At 42.3% G+C, this 16,178-nt stretch carries 11 protein-coding genes; 6 read left to right on the plus strand and 5 right to left on the minus strand.

Features of this window, described 5'->3' with window-relative positions:
- Nucleotides 1-95: 95 nt before the first annotated feature.
- The 4 genes from J8Z24_RS20070 to J8Z24_RS20085 all read right to left on the minus strand — a co-directional run bounded on the left by J8Z24_RS20070 (nucleotide 96) and on the right by J8Z24_RS20085 (nucleotide 5,429).
- Entirely contained in the window at nucleotides 96-929 is an 834-nt protein-coding gene (locus J8Z24_RS20070; protein ID WP_252095729.1) for an alpha/beta fold hydrolase, read from the minus strand.
- A 162-nt stretch (nucleotides 930-1,091) separates the two neighbouring features.
- On the minus strand, nucleotides 1,092-2,048 hold the full coding sequence (locus J8Z24_RS20075; protein WP_252095730.1) for an acyltransferase family protein: 957 nt from the start codon (nucleotides 2,046-2,048) through the stop codon (nucleotides 1,092-1,094).
- 276 nt (nucleotides 2,049-2,324) lie between these two features.
- Complete coding sequence (locus tag J8Z24_RS20080; RefSeq protein ID WP_252095731.1) at nucleotides 2,325-4,535, minus strand: sensor domain-containing protein; 2,211 nt, start codon at nucleotides 4,533-4,535, stop codon at nucleotides 2,325-2,327.
- 549 nt (nucleotides 4,536-5,084) lie between these two features.
- Complete coding sequence (locus J8Z24_RS20085; RefSeq protein WP_125252605.1) at nucleotides 5,085-5,429, minus strand: VOC family protein; 345 nt, start codon at nucleotides 5,427-5,429, stop codon at nucleotides 5,085-5,087.
- Nucleotides 5,430-5,591: 162 nt separating this feature from the next.
- Here J8Z24_RS20085 and J8Z24_RS20090 point away from each other — a divergent pair, with 162 nt between their 5' ends.
- The 5 genes from J8Z24_RS20090 to J8Z24_RS20110 all read left to right on the plus strand — a co-directional run bounded on the left by J8Z24_RS20090 (nucleotide 5,592) and on the right by J8Z24_RS20110 (nucleotide 12,584).
- Nucleotides 5,592-7,388: a glycoside hydrolase family 3 protein gene (locus tag J8Z24_RS20090; RefSeq protein ID WP_176033693.1), complete on the plus strand. Its 1,797-nt coding sequence runs from the start codon at nucleotides 5,592-5,594 to the stop codon at nucleotides 7,386-7,388.
- Between the two features lie 10 nt (nucleotides 7,389-7,398).
- Nucleotides 7,399-8,199 (plus strand): D-glutamate cyclase family protein, encoded by an 801-nt coding sequence (locus J8Z24_RS20095; protein ID WP_176033692.1) that lies wholly within the window; start codon nucleotides 7,399-7,401, stop codon nucleotides 8,197-8,199.
- A 9-nt stretch (nucleotides 8,200-8,208) separates the two neighbouring features.
- Nucleotides 8,209-8,937, plus strand: coding sequence for a 5-oxoprolinase subunit PxpA (locus J8Z24_RS20100; RefSeq protein WP_176033691.1), 729 nt, complete (start codon nucleotides 8,209-8,211; stop codon nucleotides 8,935-8,937).
- Nucleotides 8,938-8,984: 47 nt separating this feature from the next.
- Nucleotides 8,985-9,518 (plus strand): GNAT family N-acetyltransferase, encoded by a 534-nt coding sequence (locus J8Z24_RS20105; protein WP_128732692.1) that lies wholly within the window; start codon nucleotides 8,985-8,987, stop codon nucleotides 9,516-9,518.
- A gap of 354 nt (nucleotides 9,519-9,872) precedes the next feature.
- Nucleotides 9,873-12,584: a lamin tail domain-containing protein gene (locus J8Z24_RS20110; protein ID WP_252095732.1), complete on the plus strand. Its 2,712-nt coding sequence runs from the start codon at nucleotides 9,873-9,875 to the stop codon at nucleotides 12,582-12,584.
- 365 nt (nucleotides 12,585-12,949) lie between these two features.
- Here the strand turns inward: J8Z24_RS20110 and J8Z24_RS20115 are convergent, their stop codons facing one another.
- Entirely contained in the window at nucleotides 12,950-13,363 is a 414-nt protein-coding gene (locus J8Z24_RS20115) for a VOC family protein (RefSeq protein WP_125252599.1), read from the minus strand.
- Nucleotides 13,364-13,843: 480 nt separating this feature from the next.
- Between J8Z24_RS20115 and J8Z24_RS20120 the strand changes: the two genes are divergently transcribed.
- On the plus strand, nucleotides 13,844-15,862 hold the full coding sequence (locus J8Z24_RS20120) for a S9 family peptidase (protein WP_252095733.1): 2,019 nt from the start codon (nucleotides 13,844-13,846) through the stop codon (nucleotides 15,860-15,862).
- Nucleotides 15,863-16,178 lie beyond the last annotated feature (316 nt).

Below are 16,178 nucleotides of genomic sequence, written 5' to 3' on the forward strand. Positions count from 1 at the left end.
ATTTTCTTGTGTATTTTTTCAACGCCTTATTTTTAAAGGCATTATTTCATCAATCCCGCGCCATCACTGATAATTGCAATAAAATATTCATCAAGTTATAGCCCCTTTTTGGGTGTTAATTCTTGAACGAGTTGTATCACTTGCTCTATCACTATTTGAGGTGCTTTCATTGGCACGGTGTGATCGCTATTTTGTGCAATAATCAACTGAGAATTACAATGTGATGCCAACATATTTTGACCTTCTCGCCATGCTTTTAGATCACGTTTGTTCGGGTCAAACGCATACTGCGCTGCAATCACCCGACATGGGACATTTTTAGGTATTTGATGAGGTCTAACACTCGCCACAGTTTCACTCAATGCCTGAGTTTCACGTCGTAACGCCCTGGCAAAAACACTGTCAGGTAACGTATCTAAAGGTGGTAGTAATGTGTCAGGGGTGAGTCCTTGGGTTTTATCGATAAAGTAGACTGTGACAGGATCTACGTATAGTAAAGCGGCTATTTGCTCAGGGTAATAAGTAATGTAATTTTGCATCACATAGTAAGCATAGGAGTGGCCTACATAGATAAACGGAGTACTAATATTCAGCGCTTTTAGTAACTGCTGCAAGTTTCGATTGTCAGTATCTACACTATAAGCTCTATGGCTAAGTTCACTCTTTCCGTAGCCCTCACGATTGTATGCCAACAGCGTATTTGGCACCCGCTGTGACAAACCTTTTAACACCAAAGTCCAGTAAATTGCGGGCGCAGCAGAGCCAGTTTCAAATACAATAGCCGGATCGCTTCCCGCCACATGATACACTTGCAGTGAAACTGTATTTGCAACAACAATACGCTCTTTGATGGTACGCTCAAGCACAGCCTTCGCAAAGGCTGTGCTACTGGCAACAATACAGAATAAAAAAAGCAGCTTGTGACACATCTATTTTCCTTGATGTTAACCTTTCCACTTGGGAAACAATGTAGCAGCCAATAACCAAATCCGCTATGGCTTGCATTGCGCCTGAGACTTGAGCTAGAGCTTAGCTAAGCTTATGTTTTATCGTGCTAAAATCTGTAATAACAGAATTTAGATGTCTGCTTTTTATAAGATAAACTTAACTTTGCTATTTACTCGAATTAAAAAGTGAGAAGCAAGCAAAGAAAGCCCGATACATAAAGCGGTCAACATGGTTGCTTCAACATCAGTAAACATTTTTAGCAAGCTAAGAAAGAATGAGTGAATAAAGTAGACCGCTGATGAATACAATGCAATATTTTTACTGTTTCCTGATACTTTTATTTTCGTAAAAGTAATGAAAACAAAAGGACACAGAATTAAAAGTGAGAAATAGTTATCGAACCCTTCATCCATGCTGGCTTGGGAGTAGTTGATATAAGACTCTAGCAGTAAGAAAGCAAGACCCAAAGCACTCAGCGTTGTAGCGCTTGTTAAACTAATCTTAGTATGAATGCGATGCTTATTTATCAAAAAACCAATACAGAAAAATGGATACGAAAAAAATAAAGCATTTCGATGAAACCAATTTAAGTTGAAAAAGTTATCTAGCCTACTCCCTTCAAAATAATGATAATTTCCTAAGTATTGGATCAGTATTCCTAGTGCGGCAGTGGCAACAATAGTTATAACCAAAATAGTAGATGAAAATCGTTGCAATGCGCATAGTAATAACGCTGCTCCCAACATTCCCGCGATATACCACAAATGATGGTAACCAACGATGATGTTTTTGATTAGCTCAATAATATCTTTTAACGAAAAACTCGGTAATGAAAACCAAAAATAGGAATAAAATAGCATCCACACTGCATACAGAATAAAGACTCGCTTCAACCACGTGGTTTGCCTTCCTTTAGCTAAAACAGGAAAAAAGTAAAACCCGTTAATGATCAAAAATACGGGGACTGCAATTCTAAATACACCTTGAACTGTAAGGTATGATCCCAACGCTGATATTTCACTTAAAAAGCCAGCATGTAAACCAACAACCATAAAAGCCATTGATAGTTTCAGAATATCGAGAGAGACATTTCTATCCATAAGTTATACTTACTTTCCTCTTTTATAGACGATTGAAATATTTTATCAAAAAAACAGCAAAATAAGCTGCAAAAGTTCACTTAGGACCCTAACTTAAACTAAAAAGCGGTCCTGTCGTTAAGGAAGCTTTATTGAGCTATTTTTAGCCATGGAACAGGCATATAAGAATTAGTTTTTTTAAAGTAATTTTTATATCCCAATACAACAGTTATTTGAAATGCCCTGCGTAAGGACATCGATTACACGTCGACACACCATAGTAGCAATCCACTGATTTTATTTGGCTTTACGCCGCTCTATACTCATGTAAGTATTCAGTAATGGCGTGACGTCAGTTTCTGATAGAGGGGGATATAGGTGGTTTCCTTGGATCAGGTGGCACCCAGCAAGGTTTAATGACTTTGCTTGTATCGGTGTTTCTACACCCACAGCTGTACTCTCGATCTCAAGTGTTTTTGCTATTTGGACTACCACTTTGATTAGATTATTCTGTGAAGCTAAAGACTCTGATGAAGCCAAAAATGCCGGTGGGATTTTTACTGCGTCGAATACAAAATCTTGTAAGTACAGCATGTTAGCATGACCAATACCAAAATGGTCGATAGCAATACGAATCCCGGTTTGTTCTAGCTCCTGTAAAACAGTTGGTGCTGTCTCGATTAAATCAATGATATCTACTTCTTTAATTTCTATTTCAACTTGGCGATACGCTATTTGATGCTGTGCTATCTGTGCTAAAAACTGCTTCATCAACGTTTGATCTGTTAATTCCACCAAAGAAAAGTTAAACGTGATAATTAGATTGTCAAAAGTACTGCACCAAGTCTGCATTGCACGTAGCGCTCGCTGACGGATTTGTTGACCGATTTCAATCATCAATTCACCGTCACAGGCAACTTCAAAGAAGTCTTTCGGTAGCAGTAGTTGATCGCCCTGTTGCCATCTAGCTAATACTTCTAGCTTTTTAATTTTTCGTGTGTGGGCATCAATAATTGGTTGATAAAAAGGCACAAATGCTTGATTTTGTATCGCTGCAATAAGGTCGCTCTCTTGTTGCAGCCGCTTCTCAGCTTCATGGTCTAAACGAGCGTTATAAAATTGAAATTCTGTCTGTTTTATTTTCTTAGCTCGGTACATAGCGGCATCGGCATGTTTTATTAATGCTTCAGAGTCCTCGCCATCATCTGGATAAATAGCGACGCCAGCGCTAACGCAGGCTTTGATAGTTACTCGCTCGAGCGTATATTGACCATTAACACACGCCAATATTTTACTAATCACTTTTCGGACATATTTTTTGTTTTTGATACTGTCAATGAGTATCACAAATTCGTCTCCGCCCACTCTTGCAACAGTATCACACCGCCTGATTTGCCCAGTGAGCCTACTTGCGATTTCTTTGAGGAGTAAGTCTCCGTAATCATGGCCGAGAGAGTCATTGATTTTCTTAAATTTATTCACATCTACAAATATCAGAGCAAATTGATGCTGCACCCGCTTGGCTCTTTTGCACGTCTGAACGAGTCGGTCATGAAGTAATAGTCTGTTTGGCAGGCCCGTGAGGGAGTCATGATGAGCCAGATGGTTCATTTTTTTCGCCATAAGCCTTGACTCTGTGACGTCTTGAAACACCATCACGGTTCCCAAGTATGTGCCGTCTTTAGCTATGATTGGCGAAAATGAATCTTGGATTGCAAAGGTTAACCCTAAATGATTAGTGATGGAAGTAAGTTCAGGTAGACAAATTGTATGGCCTTGCTTGAGACAACGTTCAGGAAATTCGTTGAGTGGTGTTTTAGTGACCTCGTGATACATAGGCATCACATCATCAAAATGCCGCCCCACAACTTCTTCGCTCAACATCGCCAACACCGCTTCCGTCACAGGATTGACATAAGTAATAACACCCTGAGTATCAGTACATATCACCCCATCTCCTATTGAATTTACTGTAACTTCGAGCAGCTCCTTTTCTGCTTCAAAGGCCTCAGTTAGCTCTACCTCTTTTTTCATGTCTTTGAAAATACATATATAGCGACAATGTGAGCCATTAAAATACAGTGGCACAACGATAGCCGTCATCGCGCTACCGTCACACTTAAGAGTACAGTTTGGATTCTGTTGGCCAAGTAACACAGGTAATAACCCTTGTTCTGACTCAGGTTTAGTATTTGAGACCGAGATTAAAGCGTCTAATGACTCCCCTTCCACAGAAGCAACATCAGCAAACAAACACCGCGCCTGATCGTTAGCCTGTACAACTACCCCTGAGCCATCTAGCAACAGCTGAGGAAAGGGTGCATTAGCTCCTAAGTGAATACTTTGTTGCCGTGATACACCGCACCTGAAATACCACAACAGTAACGCTAATATAACGAAACATAAGGCACAATACACAAAGAGGTTCAGGTTAAATAAAGCAAATTTATCGGCCATCAACACCACTATCAGAAACACAATGCTAATACCTGAAAATATTACTTTCATCGCCCAACTAACCTGAACTGAGTAAGGGAAAACGCTTTGGTAAAAACACGACACACACAACACTAAAAAGCCCAGAGCCAATAAGATATTGTGTTACTGTCTGATACCAAAAAATGCGAGCTTAGGTAAGTTCTAACTATTGTTCACGACAGTAGTAAATTCAAGTTTGTAGGAGCAACGGCAAAGCGTAAATAGCCAAAGATTTGGATAAGGAGTCGGCTAATTAGTAGTTTTTAAAGTCACACTAAATTGTTTCCAAATCTAGCCAGAGAGTTTTGGCCAGAACACAGCGCAGGTGCGGTGTTATCCCAAGGTTTGCTAACCCCCAAATACATCACTTAATTAAGATAACTGAAATTAAATAGCAATAATGGTAAACGATAGCGCTCTGTAAATAGGCTTTACAAAGCGTTTGACAGAAAATGTAACAGGCCTCGAGATAACTGCTTGTTGTCTAGCAGAGACAATTCCGTAGCCGTGTTAAATTGATCTCCACAAGAGTAATATCCAACCATCTGGCTAACATGACATTGTACTGTTGCGCTGTGGCTACTGAGACCAGACAGCCAACTCATTTCCACTTGGCTCAACAAAATGAAAGCGGCGACCACCTGGAAACGTAAATATTGCTCTAACTATTTCACCTCCAGCTTGCTCTACTTTACTTTGTGCTAATTCCAAGTCATCACTATATAGCACCACTAATGCACCGCCGTTAGCTTGCTTTGAGCTACCTTGCGCTGTAAAAAAACCACCATTCAACCCTGCGTTTGAAAAAGCAATATAATCAGGCCCGTATGATTCAAACTGCCAGTTAAATACTTGTTCAAAAAATGCCTGAGTAGCGGGTAAGTCTTTTGCTGCCAATTCAATATAGTCAATATGATTATTCATTGATTTCTCCTTCTCGTGTTACCAATATTTTCGTTTGTTTTCAGGTTTTGCACTTTGTAGTCACTTCCATATCAGTGATACAGTGTAGGCAATTTTATTCAGCGTTTATTATTGATTGTGCGATTATTATCTTTGCTCTCTACTTTAGGAACTATCACATTCATGAGTTTCACTTCTTCGTCTACTGCTTCTGAAACAACAGCACCGCTAACCACACCTCAAATGCTTGGACAAAAGTTAATGCTCGACTTTCGTTATTACTGTCACGACCACAAAAAAGCCAGTGCCGATTGCAGAATACCGATGACCACGCTCCCCCCTGAATTGGCAGAATTAATTAGCCAATACGAGATTGGTGGTGCTATTTTGTTTTCCGAGAATGTACAAGATACGACTCAAATCGTTGGCCTCAGTAACGCACTTCAACGCGCTGCACAAAATAGTAAAAGCAAGCTTCCTTTATTTGTGGCTATTGATCAAGAAGGCGGCCGGGTTGCTCGCATTAATCGTCAACAAGCCACCTCATTTACTGGAAACATGAGTATTGGCGCAACTTACCTACAACACGGTGATAGCTATGCAACAAAAGTCGCAGAGGCAATTGGTAAAGAGCTACATAGTTTAGGCATTAATGTTAATTTTGCACCAACAGTCGATGTCAACAGCAACCCCAATAACCCAGTGATCAATGTACGTTCATTTTCCGAAACGCCTGAAGTTGTCGCAAAGTTAGGACTTGCTCAAGTAAAAGCATTTGAAGACGCAGGCGTGATCTCAGCGTTAAAACATTTCCCAGGTCACGGTGACACCCACGTTGATAGTCATACTGGTTTACCCCGAGTTGATCACGACCGCGAAACGATTGATAGTCAGGATGTATTTCCATTTGCAGAGATCATAAAGGCACATCCACCAGGTATGATCATGACTGCACACATTCAATACCCTGCACTTGATAGCAGCACACTTGTAAATTCCCAAGGTCAACGCATGATTAAGCCTGCTACCATGTCTTATCAAATTATGACACAACTTTTGCGGCACGAGCTTGGCTACCAAGGGGTGACGGTGACGGACGCTTTGGATATGGCCGGGATCAGTGACTTTTTTAACCCAGTTGACGCCACTATTGCAACGTTTAACGCCGGTGTTGATATTGCACTGATGCCGATTGCAATTAGAAGCCCTAAAGACATTGAACGCTTTGAACAATATATGAGTAAGCTGGCTCAAGCCGCTGAAAGCGGTAGGCTTGATAAAAGCCAGCTGAATGAGTCGATATCCCGTATTACCACCCTAAAAAATAAAATACCCAATACCGCGGCATCCGGCGCAATCGCACACTCTACACTTGGCAACCCGAAACATCGTGCATTAGAAGCTGAGCTCGCCCTAGCTGCAATCACACAAGTAAAAAATGAAGGACTGGTACCACTTTCAAATGACGTTAAAACGCTTCATCTGATAATGCCCGACAGACAAAAATGCTTGGCCCTTGAGCAAGCATTACAGACAATAAGTCAACATCCACTAACGGTGACTTGTACCAGTTTACAAGCATACGACCCTGATATTGCACTCAAAGCAATGTCACAAGCTGATGTGGTCATTGCCGCTCATGCTTCTCCGCCACAAAGTGCTGTAGAGATAGGTGGGATGGACGACGTTAAAAAACTACGTGCGCATGGTGTTGCGAAAAACGAGCAGCCCGCCGCACTGCAAAAATTACTGAAACAAGGTAAACAATTGGCAAAAAAACAGGTTTTTATTAGCCTAAGAGCCCCTTATGAAATTAGTACGTTTGCACCTTTCAGTGACGCAGTGTTAGCGAGTTACGCCTATAATGTAGATATAGTTAACGGTGACAAGGTCTCGGGTCCTGCTTATACCGCGTTGGCTAAAGTGCTATTGGGCATAGCAAAAGCGCAAGGTTCTCTACCCGTGACTATAGATAAGTGATGGAGACTTTATGGATCCCAGTGCTTCTTTGAGCGCACCATACGCAATCAGAAAAATGATTAAAGATGGGGACTATAGCGGTCCAACTAAGGGGTTTGTTCCAGGCTTCACCCAGTGCAATGTAATCATTTTGCCACAACGTGAAGCCTATGATTTCTTCAACTTTTGCCAACGAAATCCAGAAACGTGTAAACTGCTTATACCACCAACGGATCCCGGTTGCTTTCGTGCTGATGAGCTGGGAAAAGAGGTTGATATTCGCCACCACATACCGAAATATCAAATTTTTAAGAATGGACAACAAGCACAAAAGTGCCTGCAGATTGAGCAACTTTGGCGAGATGATTTAGTCACATTTTTCTTCGCCAGTTACCTGTCTTTTGACTACTTACTCAGCCAGTATGGTATTGCTTCTCACTCGGTAAACCCAACCACTCCCTTACCTCTTTACATCAGTAACATTCCCTGTAACCCAGTTGGTAAATACACCGCAACACAAGTACTCGCAATGCGGGCGCTGTCGAAACCAGACTTAATCAAGACAATTCAAGCAGCGACCCTAAGCCGTCTTCCCTTTGCGATGCCACTACATTTTGGCACACCACAAGAAGTTGGTATAGACGATATTAGTAAGCCTAATTTTGGAGAGCCTCTAACTTTTAGTCACAATCACTTACCGGTATTTTGGGGTTCCAGTTTAACTGCACAGTTAGCGATTACCAAAGCCGCGCCTGAATTTTGTATAATGAATTGTCCACATCACTTGCTGGTAACAGACATGCAAGATTTAGAATTAGCAGTACACAAATAGGAAAACAGCATGTTGTTAAATTGCGATTTAGGCGAAAGCTTTGGCGCTTGGAAGATGGGCTTAGACGAACAAGTCATGCCACATATTGATATGGCAAATGTCGCTTGCGGCTTTCATGCGGGCGACCCAGATGTACTTGCAAAGACACTGACATTGGTCAAAAACCACCAAGTAATATTAGGTGCACATCCGAGCTACCCAGACCGGCAGGGGTTTGGCCGACGCTCGATGTCCCTCAGTGCACAAGAGTTAACACATCACCTGCATTATCAAATCGCAGCTATTGATGGGATGGCACAGGTGCAACATACGAGTCTACATTACGTAAAACCACATGGCGCACTATACAATGATATGATGAAATCAGAAGCTGTGATGACCACAGTTCTTAACGCCATTGCGTGTTACCCCAAAAAACTGAAGTTGATGATATTGGCCAGTGCAAAACAAGATATACATCAAAAGCTCGCTGAGCAGCACGGTGTCACGCTAATTTTTGAAGCCTTTGCAGATAGGCTTTATCGTGACGATGGGCTTCTAACACCTCGTTCAGAACCACTTGCGGTGCATGACAAAGCCGCACTGCTAGCGCAAGTTGAACAACTACGCAAATATAGTCGCGTTACTACGGCATCAGGTAAGTCGCTGACATTGCGTGCCGATACTTTATGTGTTCACGGTGACAATGCGGCCAGCATTGCGTTAATCCAAGAAATAAAAAGCATGATAAATCAGTAGATTGTGATACTTTACAGAGATGGATTTCATCATTTAAGGAATAATACATGCTGCTAACAACTGAGAGACTCACTTTGCGCCCACTTCTTGAGTCCGATTGGGCGCTTTGGCAAGCACTCCACCAGCACCCTGATGTAATGCGCTATATCGGTGATATAGCCAACGAAGATACAGTACGGGAGAAATTTAACTCACGCTTAAGTGCAGGGCTTGGACAGTGGCGCAAGGAAGACAATAGCTGGCTTACGCTGGTGATTGAGGAAAAAGCAACCGGTATCGCCGTAGGGCTTCACGGCTTTTTAAGTATGTGGACGCCTTTTCAACAAGCAGAGCTGGGCTTTATGATAGCCCCCGAGTTTCAAGGAAAAGGTTACGCTTATGAAGCCTCTCAAGCGGTGCTATCACTCGCGTGGCAGCAATGTAATTACCATAAGCTTGTTGCAACCGTGACTCAAGGTAATCAAGCTTCACATCGGCTGCTGAAAAAACTCGGCTTTGAGCTAGAGGGCACATTAAAGGACAACTATCAAATTGCTGGGCACTGGGTAAACGATGAAAAATTTGGAATGCTAGCCCCATAACCTGTGTTTGGTACAACGAACCTGAGCTTTGGATAAGAAGTGCGCCAGTTCATTGTTTTTAAGCCCGCATCAAATTTTTCCTTATGTAGGGCATTTTGATAATAACTAAGCAAATTGACGCAGTTAACGCTAAAGCTGACTGCGAGAGCGGTATTAATCACCCCGATTTTTGGGTTAATTAATACACTTTTAGCTGATAACTGGCTTAACTTTCATTCTTTCCGGGAAAAATATAACCCAAATTAGTAAATTAATGCGGAATTTTTACATTCATTAACACCCAAGTCTGTACTTAATGTCCCTAAAAAAGTAAGTTGATGGCCGGATGTACGCCATAGTTCAGGATCAATAATAATGAATAAAAAAATATTCCAACTTTCTTTGATAAGTTTAGGGATGCTACACCTTAGTGGTTGTGGTGGCTCAGGTGGTGACGATAAAAACGCACCGCCACAGATAGTTTCAGCACTTGAGTCCAGTGCCGATGAAAGAAGCTACGTCAGTGGCTCAGTGACAATTTCTGATAGTGATGGCTCCGTTGCAACCCGTACCGTAAAACAAACGGAAGGGCCAGAGGTTATCGACCTCACACTCAGTGATTCAGGTCTTTCATTTATTGCCCCTGAGGTCTCAGAAGATACCAATGTCGTTTTCTTAATCAGCGCTACAGACAATGATGGTGACAAAGCCGAATCAAGTGTGTCGGTTACGATCAAACAAGTTAATCAAGCGCCGGAGCTGACAGGCGGTGCCTACAACGTAGAGTTTAATGATACCCTTGAGTTCACCCTTGATGCCAAAGACGCAGAGAGTGACGCCATTACGGTTACTTATGAACCACCGCTTTCTGGTGATCTTACTCTAATTGATGGATCAACACAGACATACCGCTACACGCCACACAAAAATAGCACTAATAGAGAAGTGTTGCGTTTTAGTGCAACTGATGGCGCATTATCCACCGAAGCTGAAGTGTTGATTGATGTAGTTGATACCTCAGCGCCACAATTACTATCTAGTTACCCTGAGTCTGACACGACTCCCTTTAGTACAACAGATGAGCTAGTGCTGCGCTTCGACGACAACATGTCTGCATCTTGGGTAACTGAGATTGGGACTCCTGAGTGCAATGGCGCTATTCAACTTCGTAAGATGAACGACCAAACTTGTGTACCTTTTTCCGTTGGACAAGCACAAGAGGATGTACATTATACTCTGACCTTGCTACCCAACGAGTCGCTGCAAGCCAGTTCACAGTATGAGCTCATAATCACAGATGCCGTGACAAATTATTATGGCACAAGCGCGACACAAGCCCAGACGATTAATTTTGTCACTGCGCACACAGACTTACTGATAACTGAAATCTCATCATCCAAGTTCATAGATGATAATCGCTGGGTAGAGTTATATAACGGTACCAATGAAGCAATAGACTTAAGTCAGTATCAGCTGGTCACCGAAAGCGTTGCACTTGAGAATTATACTGATGGAGGTACGCGGGTATTTCCATTAACAGCGCTATTATTGCAACCTGGTGAGTATATTGTGATACAAAACCAGCATGGCCCGCAAACGTGGCAAAATAGCGTCTCCAGTTCGTCGCAATTAATGTTGATAGGTGAAGGCTTGTACGCCCCAGCATGGTATCAATCTGGATATGTAGAGTTACAAAACAAGCAAGGAGAAACCGTTGATTTTGTGCGTTTTGGCGAAAGCCAGAACACGCCAGCGACCGCTTCACAGTGGCAACAAAGTGATCAAATGCAGCCTATTTCTACTCAGTTAGGCCAAAGCTTAGTTAGAACAAACTTGCTTATTGACAGTAATACGATAGATGATTGGCAGCCTGCATCATTTTTCACTCCAGGTGGCAAAAACGATGTACTTTGCGATGAGGATGCTGATTTAGACGGGATCCCAGATTGTGCTGAACAGCCTGGTGGCAGCTTTGCAGGTTTACCTTTATATGAATGGGGGGCAAGAGCTGGGATCAGAGACATTTTTATTGAAGTGGATTACATGGACAGTGAAGATGCCGGTATTATTCCGCAAAAACCTGCCCTTGATAAAGTGAAAGCAGCTTTTGCAGCACAAAATATCGCGGTACACTTTGATGTAGGAAATTTATACCATCAGGCAGATGGGTTATCACCGGCACATTATGACCTTGGTGGTGGTAGTCGAATTCCTTTTGTGCAAACCACTACTTTTGCCAGCACAGAAGCCGCACCTAGCGTACTGGATCACAAAGCAAAGCATTTTGACCTTAAACGTAAACCTATTTTCCACTACATGTTGATGGCCAACAGCCAAAAAGAAGACGGCAGTCAAGGTTCATCCGGTTTAGCAGAACTGTTTGGCAATGACTTGATGATTTCACTTGGTAATTGGGGGCTAAATGTTAATTCAGAAATTGCAGCCAATGTAACTTACAGCTTTCAAGCTGGCACCATTATGCACGAACTAGGTCACAACCTTGGCTTGTATCATGGTGGCAATGAAAATGTAAACTTCAAACCAAACCATGTGAGTGTGATGAACTACCTATATCAACTCGATGGCTTGCCAACGGTGGGGAATAAAGAAGGAGATCGGTACTTAAGTCGATGGTTTTATAGTAACGAAAACTGCTTCCCTAAGGGAACTGCACTGGTAAATAGCCCAGCAGAAGGCTTAGAACATTTTATAATTGACTACTCGCATGGTCATAATAAGCCAATAAATGAAGCGAATATCGATGAGTCAAAAGGGCTAAACAACGATAAATCTGAGGCAATCGACTTTGACTGTAACGGTAGTACCTCTGATCTCCTAACCAACTTTGACCTTAACGGTGACAATGACAATACCTCGGTCCTCAATGACTATGATGAATGGTCAAGTCTGATACTCAACTTTACGCAATTTTGGAGTGGTGCGAATAGCGGCCATGCAAAGCAAGATATGGAGTCTCGGACGCAGAAATCCATCATGCACAGTGATAGACAAGCGGTACAGAAAGAAAGCGAGCCATCACCTGCGGTATTTGAGCAAATTAAACGCTGGTCAAACTATCAAAACTAAATAACCTGAGCTGCGGATAATTAATGCCTTTCTAGCAGCCAGTTTTAGCGCTAACTGCGTTGAATTCACTTCCAATAGCCAGCTATTGGTGCGTAAATTCGCCTTGCCTACAGGATGTAGGTACCTTAGCGAGAGCAGGACGCGGGAGCGGTGTTTTCCCTAAAACTCTCTGGCTAGACAAGAAAAAACTAAGTTGTACTTTAGCAACAATGAGTTGGAACATTCCTTATCCAAACCTCAGGTTAAATAACCTGAATGGGGATAAAGCCCTTCAAACTCAAATAGCCGCCAGGTGCTTTACGCAACTTCGCGGCTATTTTCTCTGTCAACTCTCGAATTGATGTGGCGAAATACTTAATTTGACTTCAGTCACTGTTGCGCTGCGTTGGTAAATCACTTAAATACTCAACAAATTCAATTTCAAAGCCTGCTGGGTCAATAAAATAAACATTTTTTCTATATGGATGCTGCGCACCCACTTTATCAACGTCGTATCCCGCCTCTGTTAGCCGCTTTACAACACTTGCTATATTTTGTACAACATAGGCAAAGTGTGCAAAGCCAACTTGGTGACCTGTAAGTACCCTGTTTTGCCCCTCTCCGTGATCGCTAAATGCAATATAGTGATAGTCATCGCCGAAGTGCAGCCAACTCCGTGATTTTCCGTGCCACTCTCCTTGTCCCTGACTTCTCACCTTCCAATGTGGAAAAGCCGCTTGATAAAATGCCAGTGTTGCTTTTAGGTCGCTTACAACTAAGTTTACATGCTCTAAATACATATACTATTCCTTACTTTGCGCTCGATGCGCACTTCGGTGTGTTGTTGATACGCTGCACACCATAAAACCTTAAGTTATGTTTAGGTAAAGCGATTTTTTAATAAAGAGCAAAGTTACAGCGCATATTTCGACATCAGGAATATTCAGTAATACCAATTATCTTCATTAAGTGGTCTATGTTGAGGCGAGAAAGTTTCGCTATTTAATTGTACTAAATGAGAAATTTTTAACGAAGTTAGCGTCAGGTTTACTCCTTCACATTGAACAAGTATTAAGGCTTATTGGTATAACCTAAGCGTGAGGTAACGGCTTACTCTCTTAAGTTATTACACCCTGCTATAGAGTTAAATCTGCTTGCATTAGGCCAGAGTCAGAGAAATACAGCATTGTATTAGTAAACAGCAGCACGTTCATCGCAAAGAGTTGATTAAGCCGTTATAAACGCCATAGTAGAGAAAATAATAAGCAACAGGATCAGCTATGAAACACTTTTTAGCAAGCGCAGCCATCGCCAGTACGGCATTGACACTGCAAGCTACTCCGCTACAACCAACCGATATTTTTAACCTTGAATACGCCAATCAAATAGACATCAGCAACAACGGCGACAAGGTATTCTTCGTGCGTAACCGCATGGACATCAAAAGCGACAGAAAAGTCAGCAATATTTGGTCTGTTGATCTGTCAACAAACGCGATGCAGCCTGTGACTTCTGGCCTCCACATGGACTATGCCCCAGCTCTATCACCGAGCAATGACAGAGTCGCATTTATCTCCACTCGTGATGGTAGCAGCCAAATCTATGTGAAATGGCTAGATACCGGTGCCATTGCAAAAATCAGTAACTTAACTCATGGCCCATCAGGGCTGCACTGGTCACCAGATGGCAAAAGCCTCTATTTTAGCCAATTTGTACCAAGCCAAAAAGCACCTCCAGTTTCCATAAAAGGCAAGCCTGAAGGTGCAAAGTGGGCAAAGCCACCCGTGTTTATCGATGATGTGTATTACCGTGCTGATGGCGCAGGCTATACAGACTCTGGTTTTAATCATATTTTTAAGCTGGATGCCAATGGTGGGAATGCCAAACAAATCACCTCTGGTGATTTTAATCATAGCGGTGTAATTAGCTTTGCTGACAATGGAAAAACCCTATATTTTTCAGCTAATCGCCATCAGGACAACCAACTAAACCCAGCCAATAGTGAAGTCTACAAGCTAGACTTAAGCTCACTTGAAATCACTGCGGTAACCGACCGAAAGGGGCCAGATAACCACCCCGCCGTCTCACCAGATGGTCGATACCTTGCCTACCTTGGCTATGACGATGAAAAAACCAATTATGAAAACAGTCTACTTTACGTCAAAGACCTCAAGTCTGGTGAAACCAAAACCTACGCCACCGATTTAGATAGAAGTCTAGACTCCGTTACATGGGCAGCCAATAGCCGTGGGGTCTATGTTAGCTACGATAATGAAGGTAAAACCACTTTAGCTTACCAGCCTTTAAAGGGACGTTTTGAACAAATAACCGATGCCATTGGTAGTGTTAGCTTTGGACGTCCATATTCAGGTGGCGACTATGCCATTAGCGACCGTGGCCTAGTTGCATTTACATTGGCTGATCCGCTACGACCCGCCGACGTTGCCATCGTAAAGCGCGGCGAGCCTAGGCCTATCACAGCATTAAATGAGGATGCTTTAGGCGATAAAACACTGGCAACCGTTGAAGAGGTATGGTTAAAATCAAAGCATGATCAATTGCCAATTCAGGCATGGGTTGCCTACCCTCCTGGGTTTGATAAATCTAAAAAGTATCCACTTGTGCTTGAGATCCATGGCGGCCCAGTTGCTAATTATGGCCCACATTTTAGCGCTGAAGTTCAGCTTTTTGCAGCTCAAGGTAATGTTGTACTGTATATGAACCCACGCGGTAGCGACTCCTACGGCAAAGAGTTTGCACAAACTATTCACCATAATTACCCCAGCCATGATTTTGACGATCTCATGACTGGCGTCGATCACTTAATTGGTGAAGGATATATAGACAAGAGCCGCTTATTTGTTACCGGAGGTTCTGGTGGTGGCGTATTAACTGCGTGGACTGTTGGCCATACCGACAGATTTGCCGCCGCTGTAGTAGCAAAGCCTGTGATCAACTGGTATAGCTTTGTGTTAACTGCTGATTTCTATCCATTTTTTGCAGATTATTGGTTTCCTGGTAAGCCATGGGAGCATTTGGATCATTATATGAAGCGCTCGCCAATTAGCTATGTAGGTAACGTGAAAACACCGACTATGCTACTGACAGGGGAAGCCGATTATCGTACACCGATTTCAGAAACAGAGCAATATTATCAAGCGCTAAAACTGCAAGGAGTAGAAACCGCGATGGTAAGAATCCCAGACGCTTCACACGGCATTACCAAAAGGCCATCTAATCTATTAAATAAAGTGGCGTACATTCAGTGGTGGTTTGATAAGCACGATCCGAAGAAGTAGTAAATCACCTGAACTCGATAAAACACTGAGGTCAGCCGACCTCAGTGTGCTTTTAACTATTAAATTAACACTTAGACCAACTTGAAAGGTGAAAAGCATATTCACTTCATTTACAACCCTTCATGGTACAAACTAACCCTATGAAAAAAATGGGGTTTTATTTTTCAGCAACTTTTTTACGCTTGCTATATTAAACGTACTTTCTATGGCGATTACTTGGAAAGTGTGAGCATATATTAGCAAGAAACGCAGATTACCTAACTAACAATACTTTTTCGCTTCAGTAGCGTGTACTTACTTATTATGACCGACTTAT

Source organism: Pseudoalteromonas sp. SCSIO 43201, from assembly GCF_023716725.1.
Classification (GTDB): Bacteria; Pseudomonadota; Gammaproteobacteria; order Enterobacterales; family Alteromonadaceae; genus Pseudoalteromonas; species Pseudoalteromonas peptidolytica.

Excerpts from the sequence above, each read along its gene's own strand:
- J8Z24_RS20070 (WP_252095729.1), bottom strand. The coding sequence starts at position 929 with ATGTGTCACAAGCTGCTTTTTTTATTCTGTATTGTTGCCAGTAGCACA.
- J8Z24_RS20075 (WP_252095730.1), bottom strand. The coding sequence starts at position 2,048 with ATGGATAGAAATGTCTCTCTCGATATTCTGAAACTATCAATGGCTTTT.
- J8Z24_RS20080 (WP_252095731.1), bottom strand. The coding sequence starts at position 4,535 with ATGAAAGTAATATTTTCAGGTATTAGCATTGTGTTTCTGATAGTGGTG.
- J8Z24_RS20085 (WP_125252605.1), bottom strand. The coding sequence starts at position 5,429 with ATGAATAATCATATTGACTATATTGAATTGGCAGCAAAAGACTTACCC.
- J8Z24_RS20090 (WP_176033693.1), top strand. The coding sequence starts at position 5,592 with ATGAGTTTCACTTCTTCGTCTACTGCTTCTGAAACAACAGCACCGCTA.
- J8Z24_RS20095 (WP_176033692.1), top strand. The coding sequence starts at position 7,399 with ATGGATCCCAGTGCTTCTTTGAGCGCACCATACGCAATCAGAAAAATG.
- J8Z24_RS20100 (WP_176033691.1), top strand. The coding sequence starts at position 8,209 with ATGTTGTTAAATTGCGATTTAGGCGAAAGCTTTGGCGCTTGGAAGATG.
- J8Z24_RS20105 (WP_128732692.1), top strand. The coding sequence starts at position 8,985 with ATGCTGCTAACAACTGAGAGACTCACTTTGCGCCCACTTCTTGAGTCC.
- J8Z24_RS20110 (WP_252095732.1), top strand. The coding sequence starts at position 9,873 with ATGAATAAAAAAATATTCCAACTTTCTTTGATAAGTTTAGGGATGCTA.
- J8Z24_RS20115 (WP_125252599.1), bottom strand. The coding sequence starts at position 13,363 with ATGTATTTAGAGCATGTAAACTTAGTTGTAAGCGACCTAAAAGCAACA.
- J8Z24_RS20120 (WP_252095733.1), top strand. The coding sequence starts at position 13,844 with ATGAAACACTTTTTAGCAAGCGCAGCCATCGCCAGTACGGCATTGACA.